At 64.9% G+C, this 15,770-nt stretch carries 18 protein-coding genes; 12 read left to right on the top strand and 6 right to left on the bottom strand.

The features are described 5' to 3' along the window. The 7 genes from RND78_RS01745 to RND78_RS01715 all read left to right on the top strand — a co-directional run bounded on the left by RND78_RS01745 (position 1) and on the right by RND78_RS01715 (position 6,036). Complete coding sequence (locus RND78_RS01745; protein ID WP_312725516.1) at positions 1–1,206, top strand: aminotransferase class I/II-fold pyridoxal phosphate-dependent enzyme; 1,206 nt, start codon at positions 1–3, stop codon at positions 1,204–1,206. Positions 1,207–1,277: 71 nt separating this feature from the next. Continuing rightward, on the top strand, positions 1,278–2,078 hold the full coding sequence (locus RND78_RS01740) for a transporter substrate-binding domain-containing protein (protein WP_312725515.1): 801 nt from the start codon (positions 1,278–1,280) through the stop codon (positions 2,076–2,078). A gap of 42 nt (positions 2,079–2,120) precedes the next feature. Further along, entirely contained in the window at positions 2,121–2,822 is a 702-nt protein-coding gene (locus RND78_RS01735) for an amino acid ABC transporter permease (protein WP_312725514.1), read from the top strand. 3 nt (positions 2,823–2,825) lie between these two features. After that, positions 2,826–3,572, top strand: coding sequence for an amino acid ABC transporter permease (locus tag RND78_RS01730; RefSeq protein ID WP_312725512.1), 747 nt, complete (start codon positions 2,826–2,828; stop codon positions 3,570–3,572). After that, positions 3,569–4,297, top strand: a complete 729-nt coding sequence (locus RND78_RS01725) for an amino acid ABC transporter ATP-binding protein (RefSeq protein ID WP_312725509.1) — start codon at positions 3,569–3,571, stop codon at positions 4,295–4,297. The genes RND78_RS01730 and RND78_RS01725 overlap by 4 nt, the downstream gene beginning before the upstream one ends. Beyond that, positions 4,297–5,340, top strand: coding sequence for an amidohydrolase family protein (locus tag RND78_RS01720; protein WP_312725506.1), 1,044 nt, complete (start codon positions 4,297–4,299; stop codon positions 5,338–5,340). Before RND78_RS01725 ends, RND78_RS01720 begins: the two co-directional genes overlap by 1 nt. A 15-nt stretch (positions 5,341–5,355) precedes the next feature. After that, the gene (locus RND78_RS01715; RefSeq protein WP_312725504.1) at positions 5,356–6,036 is read left to right on the top strand and encodes an RraA family protein; all 681 of its coding nucleotides are present in this window, start codon (positions 5,356–5,358) and stop codon (positions 6,034–6,036) included. 187 nt (positions 6,037–6,223) lie between these two features. Here RND78_RS01715 and RND78_RS01710 read toward each other — a convergent pair whose 3' ends face one another. Genes RND78_RS01710 through RND78_RS01700 form a run of 3 tightly spaced genes read right to left on the bottom strand, consistent with a single transcriptional unit; the run spans position 6,224 to position 8,302 of the window. Continuing rightward, positions 6,224–6,676: a DNA-binding protein gene (locus RND78_RS01710; protein WP_312725503.1), complete on the bottom strand. Its 453-nt coding sequence runs from the start codon at positions 6,674–6,676 to the stop codon at positions 6,224–6,226. Positions 6,677–6,692: 16 nt separating this feature from the next. Beyond that, positions 6,693–7,466, bottom strand: coding sequence for an SDR family oxidoreductase (locus tag RND78_RS01705; protein ID WP_312725501.1), 774 nt, complete (start codon positions 7,464–7,466; stop codon positions 6,693–6,695). 11 nt (positions 7,467–7,477) lie between these two features. Next, a complete protein-coding gene (locus RND78_RS01700) occupies positions 7,478–8,302 on the bottom strand; it encodes an aldo/keto reductase (RefSeq protein ID WP_312725499.1) in 825 nt (274 codons plus the stop codon). Positions 8,303–8,442: 140 nt separating this feature from the next. Here RND78_RS01700 and RND78_RS01695 point away from each other — a divergent pair, with 140 nt between their 5' ends. Next, positions 8,443–9,327, top strand: coding sequence for a LysR family transcriptional regulator (locus tag RND78_RS01695; protein WP_312725498.1), 885 nt, complete (start codon positions 8,443–8,445; stop codon positions 9,325–9,327). Positions 9,328–9,909: 582 nt separating this feature from the next. Here the strand turns inward: RND78_RS01695 and RND78_RS01690 are convergent. Continuing rightward, positions 9,910–10,128 carry a hypothetical protein gene (locus RND78_RS01690; RefSeq protein WP_312725496.1) on the bottom strand — a complete coding sequence of 73 codons (219 nt, stop codon included), beginning with the start codon at positions 10,126–10,128 and terminating at the stop codon, positions 9,910–9,912. A gap of 281 nt (positions 10,129–10,409) precedes the next feature. Beyond that, positions 10,410–10,802, bottom strand: coding sequence for a helix-turn-helix domain-containing protein (locus RND78_RS01685; RefSeq protein WP_312725495.1), 393 nt, complete (start codon positions 10,800–10,802; stop codon positions 10,410–10,412). A 103-nt stretch (positions 10,803–10,905) separates the two neighbouring features. Here RND78_RS01685 and RND78_RS01680 point away from each other — a divergent pair, with 103 nt between their 5' ends. Both RND78_RS01680 and RND78_RS01675 read left to right on the top strand, forming a co-directional pair. Then, positions 10,906–11,631 (top strand): SDR family oxidoreductase, encoded by a 726-nt coding sequence (locus RND78_RS01680; protein WP_312725493.1) that lies wholly within the window; start codon positions 10,906–10,908, stop codon positions 11,629–11,631. A gap of 240 nt (positions 11,632–11,871) precedes the next feature. Then, on the top strand, positions 11,872–12,126 hold the full coding sequence (locus RND78_RS01675) for a DUF2790 domain-containing protein (RefSeq protein ID WP_312725490.1): 255 nt from the start codon (positions 11,872–11,874) through the stop codon (positions 12,124–12,126). Between the two features lie 126 nt (positions 12,127–12,252). Here RND78_RS01675 and RND78_RS01670 read toward each other — a convergent pair whose 3' ends face one another. Then, positions 12,253–13,671, bottom strand: coding sequence for an amidase (locus RND78_RS01670; protein ID WP_312725487.1), 1,419 nt, complete (start codon positions 13,669–13,671; stop codon positions 12,253–12,255). A gap of 106 nt (positions 13,672–13,777) precedes the next feature. Between RND78_RS01670 and RND78_RS01665 the strand changes: the two genes are divergently transcribed. Both RND78_RS01665 and RND78_RS01660 read left to right on the top strand, forming a co-directional pair. Then, entirely contained in the window at positions 13,778–14,350 is a 573-nt protein-coding gene (locus tag RND78_RS01665; protein ID WP_312725486.1) for a TetR/AcrR family transcriptional regulator, read from the top strand. Between the two features lie 153 nt (positions 14,351–14,503). Continuing rightward, positions 14,504–15,418 carry an EthD domain-containing protein gene (locus tag RND78_RS01660; protein ID WP_312725483.1) on the top strand — a complete coding sequence of 305 codons (915 nt, stop codon included), beginning with the start codon at positions 14,504–14,506 and terminating at the stop codon, positions 15,416–15,418. Positions 15,419–15,770: the final 352 nt, after the last annotated feature.

Below are 15,770 nucleotides of genomic sequence, written 5' to 3'. Positions count from 1 at the left end.
ATGACGTATCCCCTGTCCACTCGCCTCGACCGTTTCAGTCCCTCTGCCAGTGTGGCGGCAAAGGAGCGCGTGACGGCGCTGCAGGCGCAGGGCGTGAAGGTGCTGGACTTCACCGCGGGCGAGCCAGACCTGGATAGCCCTGCCCTGGTCATCGAAGCCGCTCACGACGCCGCCCTGGCCGGGCACACTCGCTATACGGCCACGTCCGGCACGCCTGGGCTCAAGCTGGCCGTTCAGCGTAAATTCCTTCGAGAGAATGGCCTGGACTTCGCGCTGAACGAAATCATCGTCGGCGCTGGCGCCAAGCAGCTGATCTACACCGCTTTCAGTTGCACCGTGGACGAGGGCGATGAGGTGATCATCCCTGCGCCTTACTGGGTGTCCTATCCGGACGTGGTGAAACTCAACGGCGGCGTGCCGGTGATCGTCGCCTGCCCGGACGAACAGGGCTTCAAGATCACCGCGGCGCAATTGGAAGCGGCCATCACCCCCAGGACCAAATGGCTGGTGCTCAACACCCCGAACAACCCGAGCGGCGCCATCTACAGTCAGGCGGAGCTACAGGCTCTGTGCGAGGTGCTCCTGCGCTATCCGCAGGTATGGCTGATGACCGACGAGATCTACGAGCATTTCAACTATCAGGGCCAGGCCCTGGCCGCGCCGGCCTTGCTGGCACCGGCGCTGAAGGCGCGGACGCTAGTGATCAACGGGGTGTCCAAGGCCTATGCCATGACCGGCTGGCGCATCGGTTTCGCGGGCGGTCCGGCAGCTCTGGTGAAGGCCATGGACAAGTTGATGTCGCAAAGCGTAGGAGGCACCTCAGGGATCAACCAGGCAGCGGCCATCGCGGCGTTGAACGATGGCGCAGCCTTCGTCGAGCGGGCCGCAGCGCTGTTCGCCGGACGCCGAGCGCTGATCATGGAGCGCCTGAACGCCATACCCGGCCTTCACTGCCGACCGATCGAAGGTGCTTTCTATGCCTATCCCAACTGCGCCGGCCTGTTGGGCAAGCGCACCCCGGATGGCAAGGTGCTGAGTACCGACCTGGACGTGCGCACCTATCTGCTCGAGGCAGCCCAGGTGGCCGTGTTGCACGGTGCGGCCTATGGCCTGTCACCTTACCTGCGGCTGTCGTTCGCCACCTCCACCGAGGTGATCGAAGACGGCTGTCAACGCATCAAGGCGGCTTGCGCAGCCCTGGTCTGATGCTTCACCGACTAGAACAACAACTCTTGCGCGTCACCCTTCTGCCCTCACCATGTAATAGAGAACTGACTATGAAACGGGCAATTTTCGCTGTAGTAGGCCTGCTGGCCTGTTCCTCGGCCATGGCCGACGCGCTGCAAGACATAAAGGCGCGCGGTACCCTTCGCTGCGCGACCCTCACGGACAGCGTACCGCTCGGCTACCAGGACCCGGCGACGCGGGAGATCGTCGGTCTGGACGTGGACGTGTGCAAGGCCCTGGCCCAGCACCTGGGGGTCAAGCCCGAGCTACAGGGCATCGCGGTCAGCGCACGCATCCCCACGCTGGTATCCGGCCGAGCCGACGTGGTCGCCGCCGCCCTGGGCTACACCAAGGACCGCGCCGGGCAGATCAACTTCTCTGCCGCCTACTACCAGACGCCGATCAAGATCCTGGTGAAGGACCCGAAGCTGAAGACCTTTGATGACCTCAAGGGTAAACGCATCAGCGCGATCAAAAGCTCCACGCCGGAACTCTATGCGCGTCAGCAACTGCCAGACTCCACGGTCGTTGCCTTCGAAGACGCCCCTTCGGCCTTCCTTGCCCTGCAGCAAGGCAAGACCCAGGGCATGGCCATGACCGAGCCCGCCGCGATTCGCTTCCATGCGCGTGCCCAGAACATGCATTTCCTCGACCAGGCGCTGCACTTCGAACCCAACTGCCTGGGTATCAAGAAAGGGGAAGACGCCCTGACCCAGGCCGTGGACAAGGCCCTGCAGGACATGGAAACCACCGGCGAGCTGCAGGCGCTCTGGGACAAATGGTACGGCCCGGGTACCGAATTCCAGTTGGTGCGTGAGAAGAAGCTGCCCCCCCTCTCCGACTTCCAGTGACAGGCTCAGGGTCGCCGACAGGCGACCCTATTGGAGGCTTCCGTGCACCTTTTCGATGGCTTCGCTTCCCTGTTGCAGGGTGATTACCTGCACCTTTTCCTCGGCGGTATCGCCGTCACCCTGCAGCTGTTCCTGACCTGTGCGGTGCTGGGCTTCGGTCTGGCCTGCGTGCTGATGGGCATCCGCCTCCTGCCAACGCGGGTCGCCGGCTGGCTGGTTGACGCCTTCGTCGAATATCACCGCAATGTCCCCAGCCTGGTGCAGCTGTTCGTGTGGTACTTCGGCGTGCCTCAGTTGCTGCCCGTGGCCACCCAGGACTGGGTCAATGCCCAGGGCGGTGAGATGGTGTTCGCCGTTATCGCCCTCACGCTCAATGCGGCCGCCTACACCAGTGAAGACCTGCGCAGCGGGTTTCGCGCGCTACCCGCTGGCCAGCGCGAGGCGGCTACCGCGTTGGGCATGAACTACCTGCAGATCTTGCGCAAGGTACTGATCCCGCAGGCGGTACGCGCCGCGGCGCCGTCCCTCGTGAACCAGGCGCTGGCCCTGTTCAAGTCCACCGCGCTGGCCATGGCCATCGGCACCGGCGAGATGATGTACGTCACGCGCCAGATCGAGGGCGAAACCTACATGACCTTCCAGACCTTCGCGGTGGCCAGCCTCTTCTACCTGCTCGGCTCCTGGACCCTGATGCTGGTGGGTGGATTGTGGCAACGCCGCATCACCCTGCGCATGGCGAGGTAACTCATGCTCGATATCCTTCACGACTACGGGGTGATGCTACTGGTCGGCCAATACCCTCATGGGCCGTTGGGTGGCCTGGCGCTTACCCTGGTACTGGCGCTCACCAGCCTGGTGCTGGCCTTCCCCATCGCGGTAGGGATCGGGCTGGCCCGCACCTCCAACCTGGCCTTCGTCCGTAAGCTCGCCGCGGGCTACACCCTCCTGGTGCGCTCGATCCCGCTGCTGCTACTGATCTTCTGGGCCTACTTCGTGATTCCGCTCATCACGGGAGTGAACATCTCCGGCACCCTGACCATGGTCGTGGCCTTGGTGGTGTACGAGGGTGCCTTTCTGGGCGAGGTGGTTCGCGCCGGCATCGACGCCGTACCGCGAGGCCAGATGGAGGCCGCTCGCGCCATCGGCATGAGCTACGGCCAGGCAATGCGCAAGGTGGTACTGCCCCAGGCGCTGTTCAACATGCTGCCGAGCATAGTCAACCAGTTCATTCTGATCACCAAGAACACCTCCCTCGCCTACCTGATAGGTACCCAAGAGCTGACCTTCGCCGCCTACCAGGTGAACAACCAGCTGCTGACTCAGCCGTTCCAGGTGTACCTGTTGCTGGCCGGGTTCTACTTCGTCCTGTGCTTCTCGCTCAGTCGCCTGGCCAGGTGGCTCGAGGTGGCCATCGGACGACAGCGTGCCGGTATCCGTTCCACTGCCACCGGCGCCGCCGAGGGCCACACCTTGTTGCTGGGGCAAAGCAAATGATCGCGTTCAAGGGCGTTAACAAATGGTACGGCGCCTATCGGGCGCTGCACGACGTCAACGAAACCGTCGCCGCCGGTGAAGTGGTCGTGGTGTGCGGGCCTTCCGGCTCGGGCAAGTCGACGCTCATCCGTACCGTCAACCGCCTGGAGGAGATCCAGGCGGGACAGATAGAGGTGAACGGCCATGACATGCATGGCCGGGGCAATGACCTCAATGCGCTACGCAGCCGGATCGGCTTCGTTTTTCAGAGCTTCAACCTCTTCCCTCACCTGTCCGTGCTCGACAACGTGATGATCGGCCCGCTCACGGTGCTCAAGCAGGACAGGGTCCAGAGCGCGCAGAAGGCCCGGGACCTGCTCATGAAGGTGGGCCTGGCACACAAGGCGGACGCCATGCCGGCGCAACTGTCGGGAGGCCAGCAGCAGCGGGTGGCCATCGCCCGGGCGCTGGCGATGGAGCCGCCGGTGATGCTCTTCGACGAACCTACCAGCGCCTTGGACCCAGAGATGGTGGGTGAGGTGTTGCAGGTAATGAAAGCCCTGGCAGCTGATGGCATGACCATGATCTGCGTGACCCATGAGATGGGTTTCGCCCGGGACGTGGCCGATCGCATCTGGTTCATGGATGCCGGGCAAGTGCTCGAACGAGCGGTACCCGAGACCTTCTTCAGCGCCCCGGAACACCCACGCGCTGCCAAGTTCATCGCCGACATCCGGGCCCACTGATGAACGCCACGCGCCCTGCTTCACCCCACATAGCGCCGCGCCCCGACTGGCTGGCCCAGGCGAAGGAGCCTGCGCTGGACCCGACGCTGGCGATCATCGATGCGCACCATCACCTGTGGGACCGGAGCGGCCAACGCTACCTGTCCGACGAGTACCAGGCCGACATCGATCAGGCCGGGCACAAGGTGGTCGCCACCGTGTACGTGCAGTGCCGTTCGATGTTCGATATGGCCCGTCCCGTGGCTTTTCAAAGCGTGGGGGAAGTGCAGTTCGCAACCGGTATCGCCGAGCGCAGCGCCAGCGGGCCGCCTGGTGCCACTCGCCTGAATGCCGCCATCGTCGCCGGTGCCGACCTACGCCTGGGAGACGCCGTGCTGCCGGTTCTGGAAGACATGCGCGAACGGTCCGGCGACCGTCTGCGGGGCATCCGCAACACGACAGCCTGGCATCCCGATCCGCGCCTGGTGACCAATCCGGTCCCGCCCCCCGCCGGAGTGCTCCTCGAGCCGACCTTTCTCCGCGGAGCCAGCTGCCTGGAACGGTACGGCCTCGTGCTGGATGTCTGGGCTTACCACACCCAACTCGACGAGGTGATCGCCCTGGCCGAGCGCCTGCCCAATCAAGGGATCGTGCTGGACCACGTGGGCGGGCCACTGGGCGCGGGCCCCTATCGAGGGCGGCGCGACGAGGTCTATGCGCACTGGAAGGCGGCGATGATTCGCCTGGCGCGCTGCCCGAACGTCAGCGTCAAGCTGGGCGGCCTGGGCATGGGCGTCTCGGGTTTCGACCTGCATCGGCGACCCCTGCCGCCAACCTCCCTGCAGCTGGCCGAGCTGTGGCGACCCTACATCCTGCACTGCATCGAACACTTCGGTGTGCAGCGCTGCCTGTTCGAAAGCAACTTCCCGGTCGACAAGGGAATGTATGGCTACGGCGTGCTGTGGAACGCCTTCAAGCGTTTGACGGAGGACTTCAGCGCCGCGGAACGCGCGAGCCTGTTCCGCCAGACTGCCGCCACGCTCTACCGCATTGCGCCCCACTGAACGAGAAAACCGACCATGACCGTAGGCTTCAGAATCTTGCGACGTACCCGCCAGGCGAGTGCCGAACACATCGCTCGCTTTCGTACCCTGCCGGTGGCCAACATCAGCGACTCGATGAGCCGTATGACCGCTGCCGGCACCACCCTGCGCCCCATGCACCGCGGTGGCGTGCTGGCCGGACCGGCACTCACGGTCAAATGCCGCCCGGGAGACAACCTGATGCTGCACCATGCCCTCGACCTCGCCCAACCGGGCGACGTCCTCGTCGTGGATGCCGGCGGAGACCTGACCAACGCCCTGATCGGCGAGCTGATGACCTGCTATGCAGAGCAGAAGGGCCTGGGCGGCTTCGTGATAAACGGGGCGATCCGGGACTCACGCGCGATTGCCGAGCATGACCTGCCGGTGTACGCCGCCGGCATTACCCACCGCGGTCCCTACAAGGACGGGCCTGGGGAAATCAACGTCCCGGTGGCGATCGCCGGCATGGTGATCGAGCCGGGCGACCTGATCATAGGCGACGAAGACGGCCTGCTGTGCGTGCCCTTCGCCGAGCTGGACGAGGTCTATGCCAAGGCCAAGGCGAAATCCGAGGCCGAACATGCCCAGCTGCAGGCCATCGCGGAAGGCCGTAGCGACAGGCGCTGGGTGCTCGAAGCCCTGCAGGCACGTCACTGCGCCTTCCCACCTACCTGAGAGCTGCCGATCGGTACCTGCCGGCCGTGCGTGGCCTGACCGGGGTCCGCCTGGAAGGACGTAGGCCTCGGTCTCGTTCCAACCCGGCGCAACGCTCAGCACGCGAACGTCCTTCGGGTTCACCTCCCTTGAATCCCGGAAAGGATGCCGAAGAGCGGCGACCGGTAGCGGCCGCTCTTCGCGCCGCCTAGCTCTCTACCCCAGGCGCGTCCAACTGCAGCACATTGGCGCCAACGACAGGATCGAGTCGTCGCTCCAGCCGGCGATCATGCACCTGCACGGTGATCTCGAACGAGCCACGGCCAACCCGCAGGCCCAGCACGTGCCCGCCCACGACGGCGAAGTCGCGATCACCGCCGCTGGCATGGGCATGCACGGACGGCGCGCCGTCCTTCCAGGCCAGGGTGCCATTCAGGCCGGTGATCTCGAGTTGCTGAAATTCACGGGCATCATAGTCACCTTTCGTGAAGTCGAAAAAGCCGAGGCGCGCCGTCGCGACGAAGCCGAATCCGCTTAACGTCGCCGACGGAATCGACTCCTCCCGCATCAGCGCCTCGAGCGAGGCCAGCACCTCGTCGCCCTGCCGCAATACCAGCAGGAACCCACTGGGCGTCGAAACATACCGACGGGGTTCGGTCATAGGGGCCTCCAAGGTCTCAGGCGATCGTAGGGGTCACACCGCCATCGACGCGCAACGCGGCGCCGTTGGTGGCGGCCGACAGGGGGCTGGCGACGTAGGCGACCAGGGCGGCGATCTCCTCGGGCTCGATCATCCGCTGCAGCAGCGACGTCGGGCGCTCCTTGGCGAAGAAGCTGCGCTCGATGTCTTCCGCCGGTGCCGTGGGATCGTCGGCGACGCTTTTCAGGAAATCGCCGATGCCGGCCGAGCGGGTCGGTCCGGGCAGCACCGAGTTCACCGTGACGCGCGTGCCCTTGCTCGCCGCGGCCAGGCCACGAGAGATGGCCAGTTGGGCGGTTTTCGTCATGCCGTAGTGGATCATGTCGGGCGGCACGACCAAGGCCGAGTCACTGGCCACGAAGATGATCCTTCCCCAGTCCCGCGCGACCATGCCGGGAAAGTAGGCCCGCGCCAGCCGTGCGCCCGACAGCACGTTCACCTCGAAGAAGCGCTGCCAGTCCGCATCGGTGATCTCGGCGAAGGGCTTCGATTCATAGATGCCGAGGTTGTTGACCAGGATGTCGACCGCCGGGACGGCGGCCACCAGGGTAGCGGCCCCTTGCGCCGTCGCGGGATCGGCCAGGACGGCCCGGGCACCGCTGGCGGCAGCCGCCGCGTCCAGCTTGGCCTGATCGCGACCGCAGATGACCACGTCCGCGCCTTCGGCGACCAGACGGCGGGCGATTTCCAGCCCTATCCCGGCCGTGGAGCCGGTGACGAGTGCGGTCTTGTTCTCCAGTTGCAGGTCCATGATCGACTCCTTCAAGCGTTCCAGTCGGGCGCCAGGCCCGGGGGGTTAACGAGGCGGCCATCGGCACGCGCCAGGCTGGCAATGGCCGCCATCTCCTGATCGTCCAGCTGGAAATCGAAGATCGCGGCGTTCTCGGCCACGCGCTCGACGTTGGCGGTCTTGCTGAGCGCCACCAGCCCCTGCTGGATCAGCCAGCGCAAGCCAACCTGGGCAGCGGTCTTGCCGTGGGCCCGGCCAATGTCCTGGATCAGGGGATCACGGGGTACCTGACCGTCCGCCATTCCGTAGTAGCCGGCGATGGCGACCTGCTGTTCCCTCGCCGCCGCGATCAGCGCACGCTGATCCAGGTAGGGGTGCACCTCGACCTGGTTGGTGAGGATGGGCGCCGCGCTGAGCCGTACCGACTCGGTCATTTGCGCGACATTCTGGTTGCTGACCCCGATGTGACGCGTCAGGCCGGCGGCCTGGACCTCGTTGAGCAAGGCGATCTGGTCCGCGATGGGGACCTGGGTCCCCGGCCAGTGCAGCAACAGCAGGTCGACCTGGCTGACCCTCAGCTTCTCCAGGCTTTCCTCGACCGAGGCGGCGAAGCGTTCGGGGTGGTAATGATCGATCCAGACCTTGGTGGTCAGGAACAGGTCGGTGCGCGCCGCGCCTGCGCGCTCCAGTGCCCGGCCGAGCGCTGCCTCGTTGGCATAGATCTGCGCGGTGTCGAAATGGCGAAAGCCGGCTTCGAAGGCGACGGGGATCACCCGCTCGACCTCGGCGTCGCTCATACGGAATACCCCGAAGCCGAGGGCCGGGATGCGAACTCCGTGTGATTCTAGATAAGTCATGTCCATCTCCTGAAAGGCGTTACGTCGCTGATCACGATGTCACCTCGCCGCTCCAGTGATAAGCCACTAGAGTTGCACATGAGTTTGGAAATGAATTCACAGCTGGACGGGGTCGAGCCTTGGATAATCGTGCGGGAGAGATGCAGATTTTCGTCGCGGTGGTCGACTCCGGAAGCTTCTCGGCGGCCGCTCGACTGCTGCACATGACGCCGTCGACGGTATCCAAGTTGATTGCGCGACTGGAACAACGCCTGGGGGTGCGCCTCGTCGAGCGATCCACGCGCCGCCTGTCCCTGACGACCGAAGGGCACCTCTATCACGAGCGTGCCAGGGCGATGCTCGCGGAGTTGGACGATCTCGAACTCACGCTCGGGCTCGGTAGCCGCGGCGTCAGCGGCACCATCAGAGTCAATGCCTCGGTCGCCTTCGGCAGCCTGGTGCTGGAGCCGTTGCTGCCCGCGTTCTGGGCGGCGCACCCCAACATCATCGTGGATCTGTCGCTGTCGGATGAGATGGTCGACCTGTACCTGGCCCGCACCGACGTCGTGTTTCGCGTGGGTGGCATCACGGACTCCGCGCTGATCGCCCGGCGCATCGGCACCGCCCGCCGCAAGATCGTCGCCTCGCCCGCTTACCTCGCGCGGGCCGGGACGCCACGCTGCGTCGAGGATCTGGAGGATCACAACTGCCTGGGCTTCAACTTCCAGCGCGCGCAGCCGGTCTGGCCGATGCGGACGGGCGGCCGGATCGTCGATCGGATGGTCACGGGCAAGCTGCTCGCCAACAATGGTGAAACCGTACGGCGCATGGCCGTGGCCGGTGTCGGCCTGGCGCGGATCGGCGACTACCACGCCCGGGAAGACCTGGAGGCCGGTCGGCTGGTGGAGGTGTTGGCCGACGTGGGGGTGGCCGACGAAGAGGAAATCGCCGCGCTGTATCTCGGCGGTCAGCATCAGCCAGCCCGCGTTCGCGCCTTCCTCGACTTCGTCGTACCGCCTCTGCAGCGTGCCATCGCCATGAGCTGAGGTCGCAGCCCCTGAGATCTGAGCCGCCATTCCATTCCGGCATAGCTGGTATCGCCGTGCCCTTCCTACTACCGCCATGGCGATCTGACGATCATGAGTCCTGTCCCCACTCATCTCAGAGGCACAACTCATGACCCTTCAAGCTCGTCTGGACGCCTTCAAGGCTGACTTCGTCGCTGGCAAGCCTCCTTATCAGGCGCCACCGCCCGTGCATGCCACCATGCAGCGCGCGACGGTCATAAGGGCATTCTCTGGTGAGCGGGTGTGGGAGGTATCCTGCCGCTCAGCAGAAGATGGCGGAACGCAAGGCCGGGACATAAGACTCATGCCCAGCCGGAATAGGCAGTCGATCGAAGCCCTTTTTAAAACGTGTCCTGGTGCGCTCGACCACCTGGGGCATTCACTTGGCAATCGGCCTGACACGTCCTCGTTACGCAGGCGGACTGGGTCGGGAAGACCGGGGAGCGATAGGGGCAGCGCCTATGGTGGGGTTACCGGCTTCGCCACTCAGGTAGAGGATCGATACCCGCTCACGGCAACATTGCCCGTTACGCCGGCTTACCGGCGCGCTGCAGCGGCGCGTCATTCATCGCCCGCCCCCTGCTGGCGTTGAAAGGCGCGCGCCCACTCGAGCAGGGCGTTTTCCTCATCGGTGCGATCATCCACGCCGCACTCTTCGAGTGCCAGGATTACCCTGCTCATGAAGCCTCGGTCTGCTCGCGCCCGATCCATGACCGTGGTCGCGCTCAACCCATCCACCTGCTTCAGCCGCCTGCCCAGCTCTTCATCTTCGATGCTCATGGCACCCGTACTCCAGCAGCGCCGCCAGCAGCCCACGGCTGGCGTAACGCCATCATTGAACAAGCCTGTCGCTGCCGCATCCGTTATCGTACGAGATGTCGATATCCATGCCCGAGTGGCGGCGAAGACGGCGCCTCGCCGGCCGGAGCCCGGCGATTCGCCAGAGGGTCGTCCGGCTGGCCGCCCGCACTACGCCCAGTCCCGCTGCACCCCCCGCCTGGTAACGGCGACCGCCCCTCTTCCAGCAACCGCGCCGTGCCCAGATCGAGTCGCCTGGCGTACTACCTCGCCGCTTCCTGCCCCTCCTCCGCGCTGGCGGCATCATAGGCACGCTGCGCCTCCGCCATTGCGGTGCCGTTGGCCAGGGCCCAGTGGTAAAGCGCGGCGAAGGGTTCGCGCAGCGAGCAGCCCAGCGGGGTGATGGTGTATTCCACGCCGATCGGCTGGGTCGGCAGGACCTTGCGGCTGATCAGGCCGTTGCGCTCCAGCCGCTTCAATGCCTCGGACAGGGATTTATGGGTGATGCCATGGAGACGACGCTTGAGGTCATTGAAGCGCGCTGGCTGGGTGCACAGCACGCTCAGGATCAGGACCGTCCACTTGTTGGCGATGTGGTCCAGGATCGGCCGGGTCGCGGTGACCTCGAGGGGTAGAGCGAGCGCTGCTTCGGACATGGGTTTCCGCCTGGATATCTAGGCACCATCAGGTGCGTTCTTGTGATCAGATATCCAGATGATACCGTGCTCCTGGTCATCCCTATCACTCTCGTGAGGACTTATGAGCACTCTTTCCGGAAAGATCGCGGTCGTGGTCGGTGGTCACGGTGGCATTGGCGGTGCCATCGCCGAGCGCTTTGCAACGGAAGGCGCCACCGTGTACGCCACCAGCCGGCGCGCGCAGGAGGGCGAAATCGAGCTGGGCGCCGGTCGGCTGCACGAGCGGCGCGTCGATGCCGCCGATCCATCGGCGCTCAGCGCCTTCTTCGAGACGGTGCGTCGCGAAGCCGGCCGCGTGGACGTGCTCGCGGTCAACGCCGGCCTCTCCGAGTTCGCCACGCTCGATGCCATCAGCGAAGACCATTTCGACCGGACCTTCGACCTCAATGTGCGCACGCTGCTGTTCGCCACCCAGGCCGCGACCGCGCTCATGCCGGCCGGTGGCGCCATCGTACTGGTGGGATCGATCGCCGCCACCATCGGCACCAAGGGCTATGGCGTCTATGGCGCGACCAAGGCCGCCGTGCGCTCCTTCGCGCGGACCTGGGCCAATGAGCTGGCCCCGCGCAACATCCGCGTCAACGTGGTGGCGCCGGGACCGACCGATACCGCCATGATGGCGGCGGCGTCCGCGGAGATTCGCGAAACGCTGACGACGCTGATCCCGCTCGGCCGGATGGCGCGCGCCGACGAAGTGGCCGCGGCCGCGCTGTTTCTCGTGAGCGACCAAAGCAGCTTCATCACCGGGGCCGAGCTGCCGGTCGACGGCGGCATGGCGCAGGTCTGAGCGGCACCCGCTGCGTGAACACATGAGGCTCTCGGGGAATGGCCTGAATGGATACGCCCGCCATCGCCTCGCCAGCCCATATGCCTCTCTCTAGGGGTGGCGGCCGCAGCGCGGACGCCCCTCTCGCTGTCACGAAAGCCTCAGTGACGGATTTGTAATCCGCCGGTCAGCCGGCGGTCCCCCCTGCCCTCCTACAGTGGCCCGGTCAGCAACAGCTGCACCCACTCAAGAGGACTCATCATGAAAATGCTCCTTCTCGGTATCTTCGGCCTGCTCATCACCGGGTCCGCCCTGGCCGACACCAGCAGTTCCGCCACGATCCACGACAAGCCCGGCTTCTTCGTCCACCTCGACATCGACAAGGTGGTGAGCCAGACCGACCTCACCAGCCAGTGCGGCATCGTCCCGGCTCGCCTTGATTACCTGGATCACGCCGGCCAGGAGCACGTGATGGACTATCTCGTGCACGGCTATGGTTGCCAGAACGACAACTGAAGCCATCCCCAGTCCAGTGTCGAAGGAGCGACACCCGCACGGAATCCTTCCGTTGCGGGTGTCCTGCCGGTTGGCGGCAGCTCGGCAACGCCAGCGTCGCTCGCCCGACTGTCCATTCCGCTACCCCTACGGGCGACCGAGCGCGGGATGCAGTCCCTTGACCTGGCTGACCCCCTCCAACAGTGTCGCCACCTGCAGGACGGTGGCCTCGTCGTGCCAGGCGCCGACCACCTGGACATTGATCGGCAGTCCTTCGCTGCTGGTGCCGAAGCGCATCGACAGGCCGGGCAGGCCGGCGACGTTCAACGGCACGGTGGCGCCCTGGAGATAGGTCGCATCCACCGTCTGGCCATCGATGACGAAGCTCTCGACACCGTGCTTGTGCGCGGGGATCGGCAATACGTGGGTAATCAGGGCGTCGTACTGGGAAAAGTACTCTGCGTAGCCGTCACGAATACGCTCAGCCGCTTGTTCGGCCTCGATGAAGTCACCTATCGAGGTGTCGGGCAACGACAGCATCGTCTTGGCCATCTTGTAAAGCTCATCCTCCCGCCGACCCGCCGTGGCCTGGGCGAAGGCTGGCTTCATTTCCATGACGTGCAGGCGGTTGAAGACATCCAGGGCGAAGTCCCTTTCCAGGGCGGGAATGCCCACCGGCTCGACCGCGACGCCCAGATCCGCCAGCGCCTGGGCTGCCGCCTTGACGGTCGCCGCCACCTGGGGATCGACCGGTCCGAAGCCCGGGCCGACCATCCAGCCCACCCGCAGCGGACGCGTCAGCTTTGCGGAAAGGTTGCCGAGGTCGCGCGCCGCGAGGGTAGCAAAGGCGTCCCGACCATCCGGGCCGGCCAACTGCGCGAACGCCAGGGCGATGTCCCGGACCGAACGGGCCATGGGCCCGACGTGCCAGAAGCGACGCGGTGCCCGCGGCCAGATGCCGGTCATGGGTACCCGGCCATGGGTCGCCTTCATGGAGGTGATCCCGGTCTGGGCCGCGGGTCCTCTCACCGAAATGGCCAGATCGGTTCCCAGCCCCAGGGGCGACATGCCCGCAGCGATGGCGGCCGACTCGCCCCCGCTGGAACCGCCCGGCGTGCGCTCCAGATCCCAGGGATTGTTGGAACGGCCGCTGAGCAGATTGTCGCTCTCGATCCAGTAGGAGAACTCGGGGAGGTTGGTCTTTGCCAGCAGGATCGCCCCGGCTCGCTTCAGGCGCGCCACACTGGTGGCGTCTTGTTCGGGCGTGCGGCCGCGGAAGATCGGTGAGCCGCGTTGGGTCATGACGCCGGCCGTGTCGATGGAATCCTTGGCCGTGAACGGCACCCCGTGCAACGGCCCGAGTTCCTCCCCTGCCAACACCGCCGCCTCGGCAGCCTTGGCGGCGCTGAGGGCATCCTCGGCCAGGGTGACGATGGCATTCACCTGCCCATCCACGGCCTCGATGCGTTCGAGGTGGGCCTTGACCACCTCTACCGGGGAGACGTCCCTGCTCCGGATCAGCGCGGCAAGAGCGGAAGCGTCCTGGAAGATCAATTCGTTACTCATGGAATCACCTCGTTGGAAAGTCACTGGATTTGACTAACTAACGTTAGGTAGATTCAAAGCTAGGTGGTATAGTTCGTCCTGTCAACAGGCTTTTTTGGAGGTACGGATGAGGGCTCAGGCTGGCGGTAACTCGAGCGAAAGGATCCTGGAGGTCGCTACCCGGATCGCCCAGGCCCACGGCTACAGCGGTTTGAACATGCGCGACCTGGCGGAACAGGTCGGTGTGAAAGCGGCCAGTCTCTACCACCACTTCGCCGGCAAGACCGAGCTCGCCGCGGCGGTGGCCAGGCGCTATTGGGAGAATTCGGAAGCCTGCCTCGAAGAGCTGACGGCGGCGTTTCCAGACCCACACGAGCGGCTACGGCAGTACCCCCAGACGTTCCGCATCTCCCTGGAAAGCGACAATCGCATCTGCCTGAGCAGCTTCATGGGCGCCGAGTACGATGATCTGCCCGCCCCGGTGATGCAGGAGGTGCAGAAATTCGCCGAGATCAACATCGACTGGCTGGCACAGACCGTGGCGGAGGCCGGAATCGGCAAGGCCGAAGAGGCCCGGGCCAGGGCCCAGGCGATCTACGCGGCTATCGCAGGTGCCCAGTTGCTGGCACGTAGCCGCGCGGATCTCGGCCTGTTCGACCAAGCGATCGGCAGCTACCAGGCCGCCGGCCTGCTGCCATAGAGAACAGGAACGCGCCTTGGGTGGTGGCGACCTGCTCGCGCCTTGAACGGGCACGTACGAACGTCTGTTCGGGGGCCGGCAACAGGCCTGGAGCTTATCGCTGGAATTCGGGGTCCACTTTTTTCCTAGCCCCTGCCTCCAGGAACGTGCCCCATGATCACCATCAACAGCTACACCACGGTCAGACGCCGTGAGCGAGTACCTCACGAGGTGTTCGCGCACTACTGGCGCGATGTCCACGGCCCGCTCTGTGCCCGCCTGCCAGGCCTTGGCCACTACGTGCAGTACCATTTCGACCGAGACCAAGACGCCCACCTGTGGCCGCTGGACCACGGTATCCGGGACATTCCCCACTACGAACTGGATGGCATGGTGGAGATCGGATTCACTGATGAGGAGAGTCAGCGCACCTTTCAGGCCGCCAGCCCCGTGCTGTTCAGTGACGAGCAGAACATGTTCGCCGAGACGCTCGCCTATGATCTGCCCCAGGGCTCACAGGCGTTCAAGAACACGCTGGCGGACGAGCACCACAACGGCCCCGACCAGCTGGATCGCCTCCAGCTGCATCTACACCCCCGCCAAGACCTGGAAGCCCTGAACGACTATCTGGCGAACCAGCTAGGCCCCTGGCTGGCGGCGCAACCGGCCGTCCTGAAAGTTCGGGTGCATCCGTGCGTTCCTTTCGTCAATGACGATCAACATCCGCCGTCACCAGACGTGGCTCATAGGGCAGATGCCATCCGTGCGGCCCTGTCGATGCTGGAGATCGTGTTCGCCTCGCCACTGGAGCGCCGACGCTTCTTCGCCAGTGAGGCCTTTCGCACCAACCTTGCCGAACAGGCGCAGCATATAGCTTTCATCAAAGCCTTCGCCGTGTCTGGGGTATACACCTACGTTCATGCCGGCGAGCTCACCACCGCGGGCCTAAGAGGCAGTCGCGCAGCCGAACTGATCGAACGACTCGGGGCGGTCAACCAGACGCAACCTGAAGTCATGCATCTGCTTCGCCACGGATCGTTACCGCAGGAAGATGCCCACCCCGCGGCAGGGACCACGGGACAGGGTTGAAGACGCCCTGTCCTACGTCAGGCGCTTTGGTCTTCCACCTCACTCTCGACGACGCCCTCGCCTGCCAGCCCGGATGCCCGAGCTGGCCGAAATATCGCGGAGCTTTCCCGAGTGAATGGAATTCAATGCCGTTTATCTGGCAACGCACCTGGCAGATTGGCTATTGCCAGGACGTGCGACCATTGCAAACACATAAACGAAATGACATTCTAAAATAAAGACCTATCCACTGGATGGCCGCCTCCGGCAATTTCAAGAACGCCTGCCTGATGACGGTCGGATTCTGGGCACTGAACACGGGGCCGTACTGCCCGGGCGGATTGGGTAGCGTGCTCCCACGGGCCATCCGCCT

The organism is Pseudomonas oryzihabitans, from assembly GCF_032027545.1.
Lineage (GTDB): Bacteria > Pseudomonadota > Gammaproteobacteria > Pseudomonadales > Pseudomonadaceae > Chryseomonas > Chryseomonas oryzihabitans_F.
This window is presented reverse-complemented; position numbering and strand designations above follow the sequence as displayed.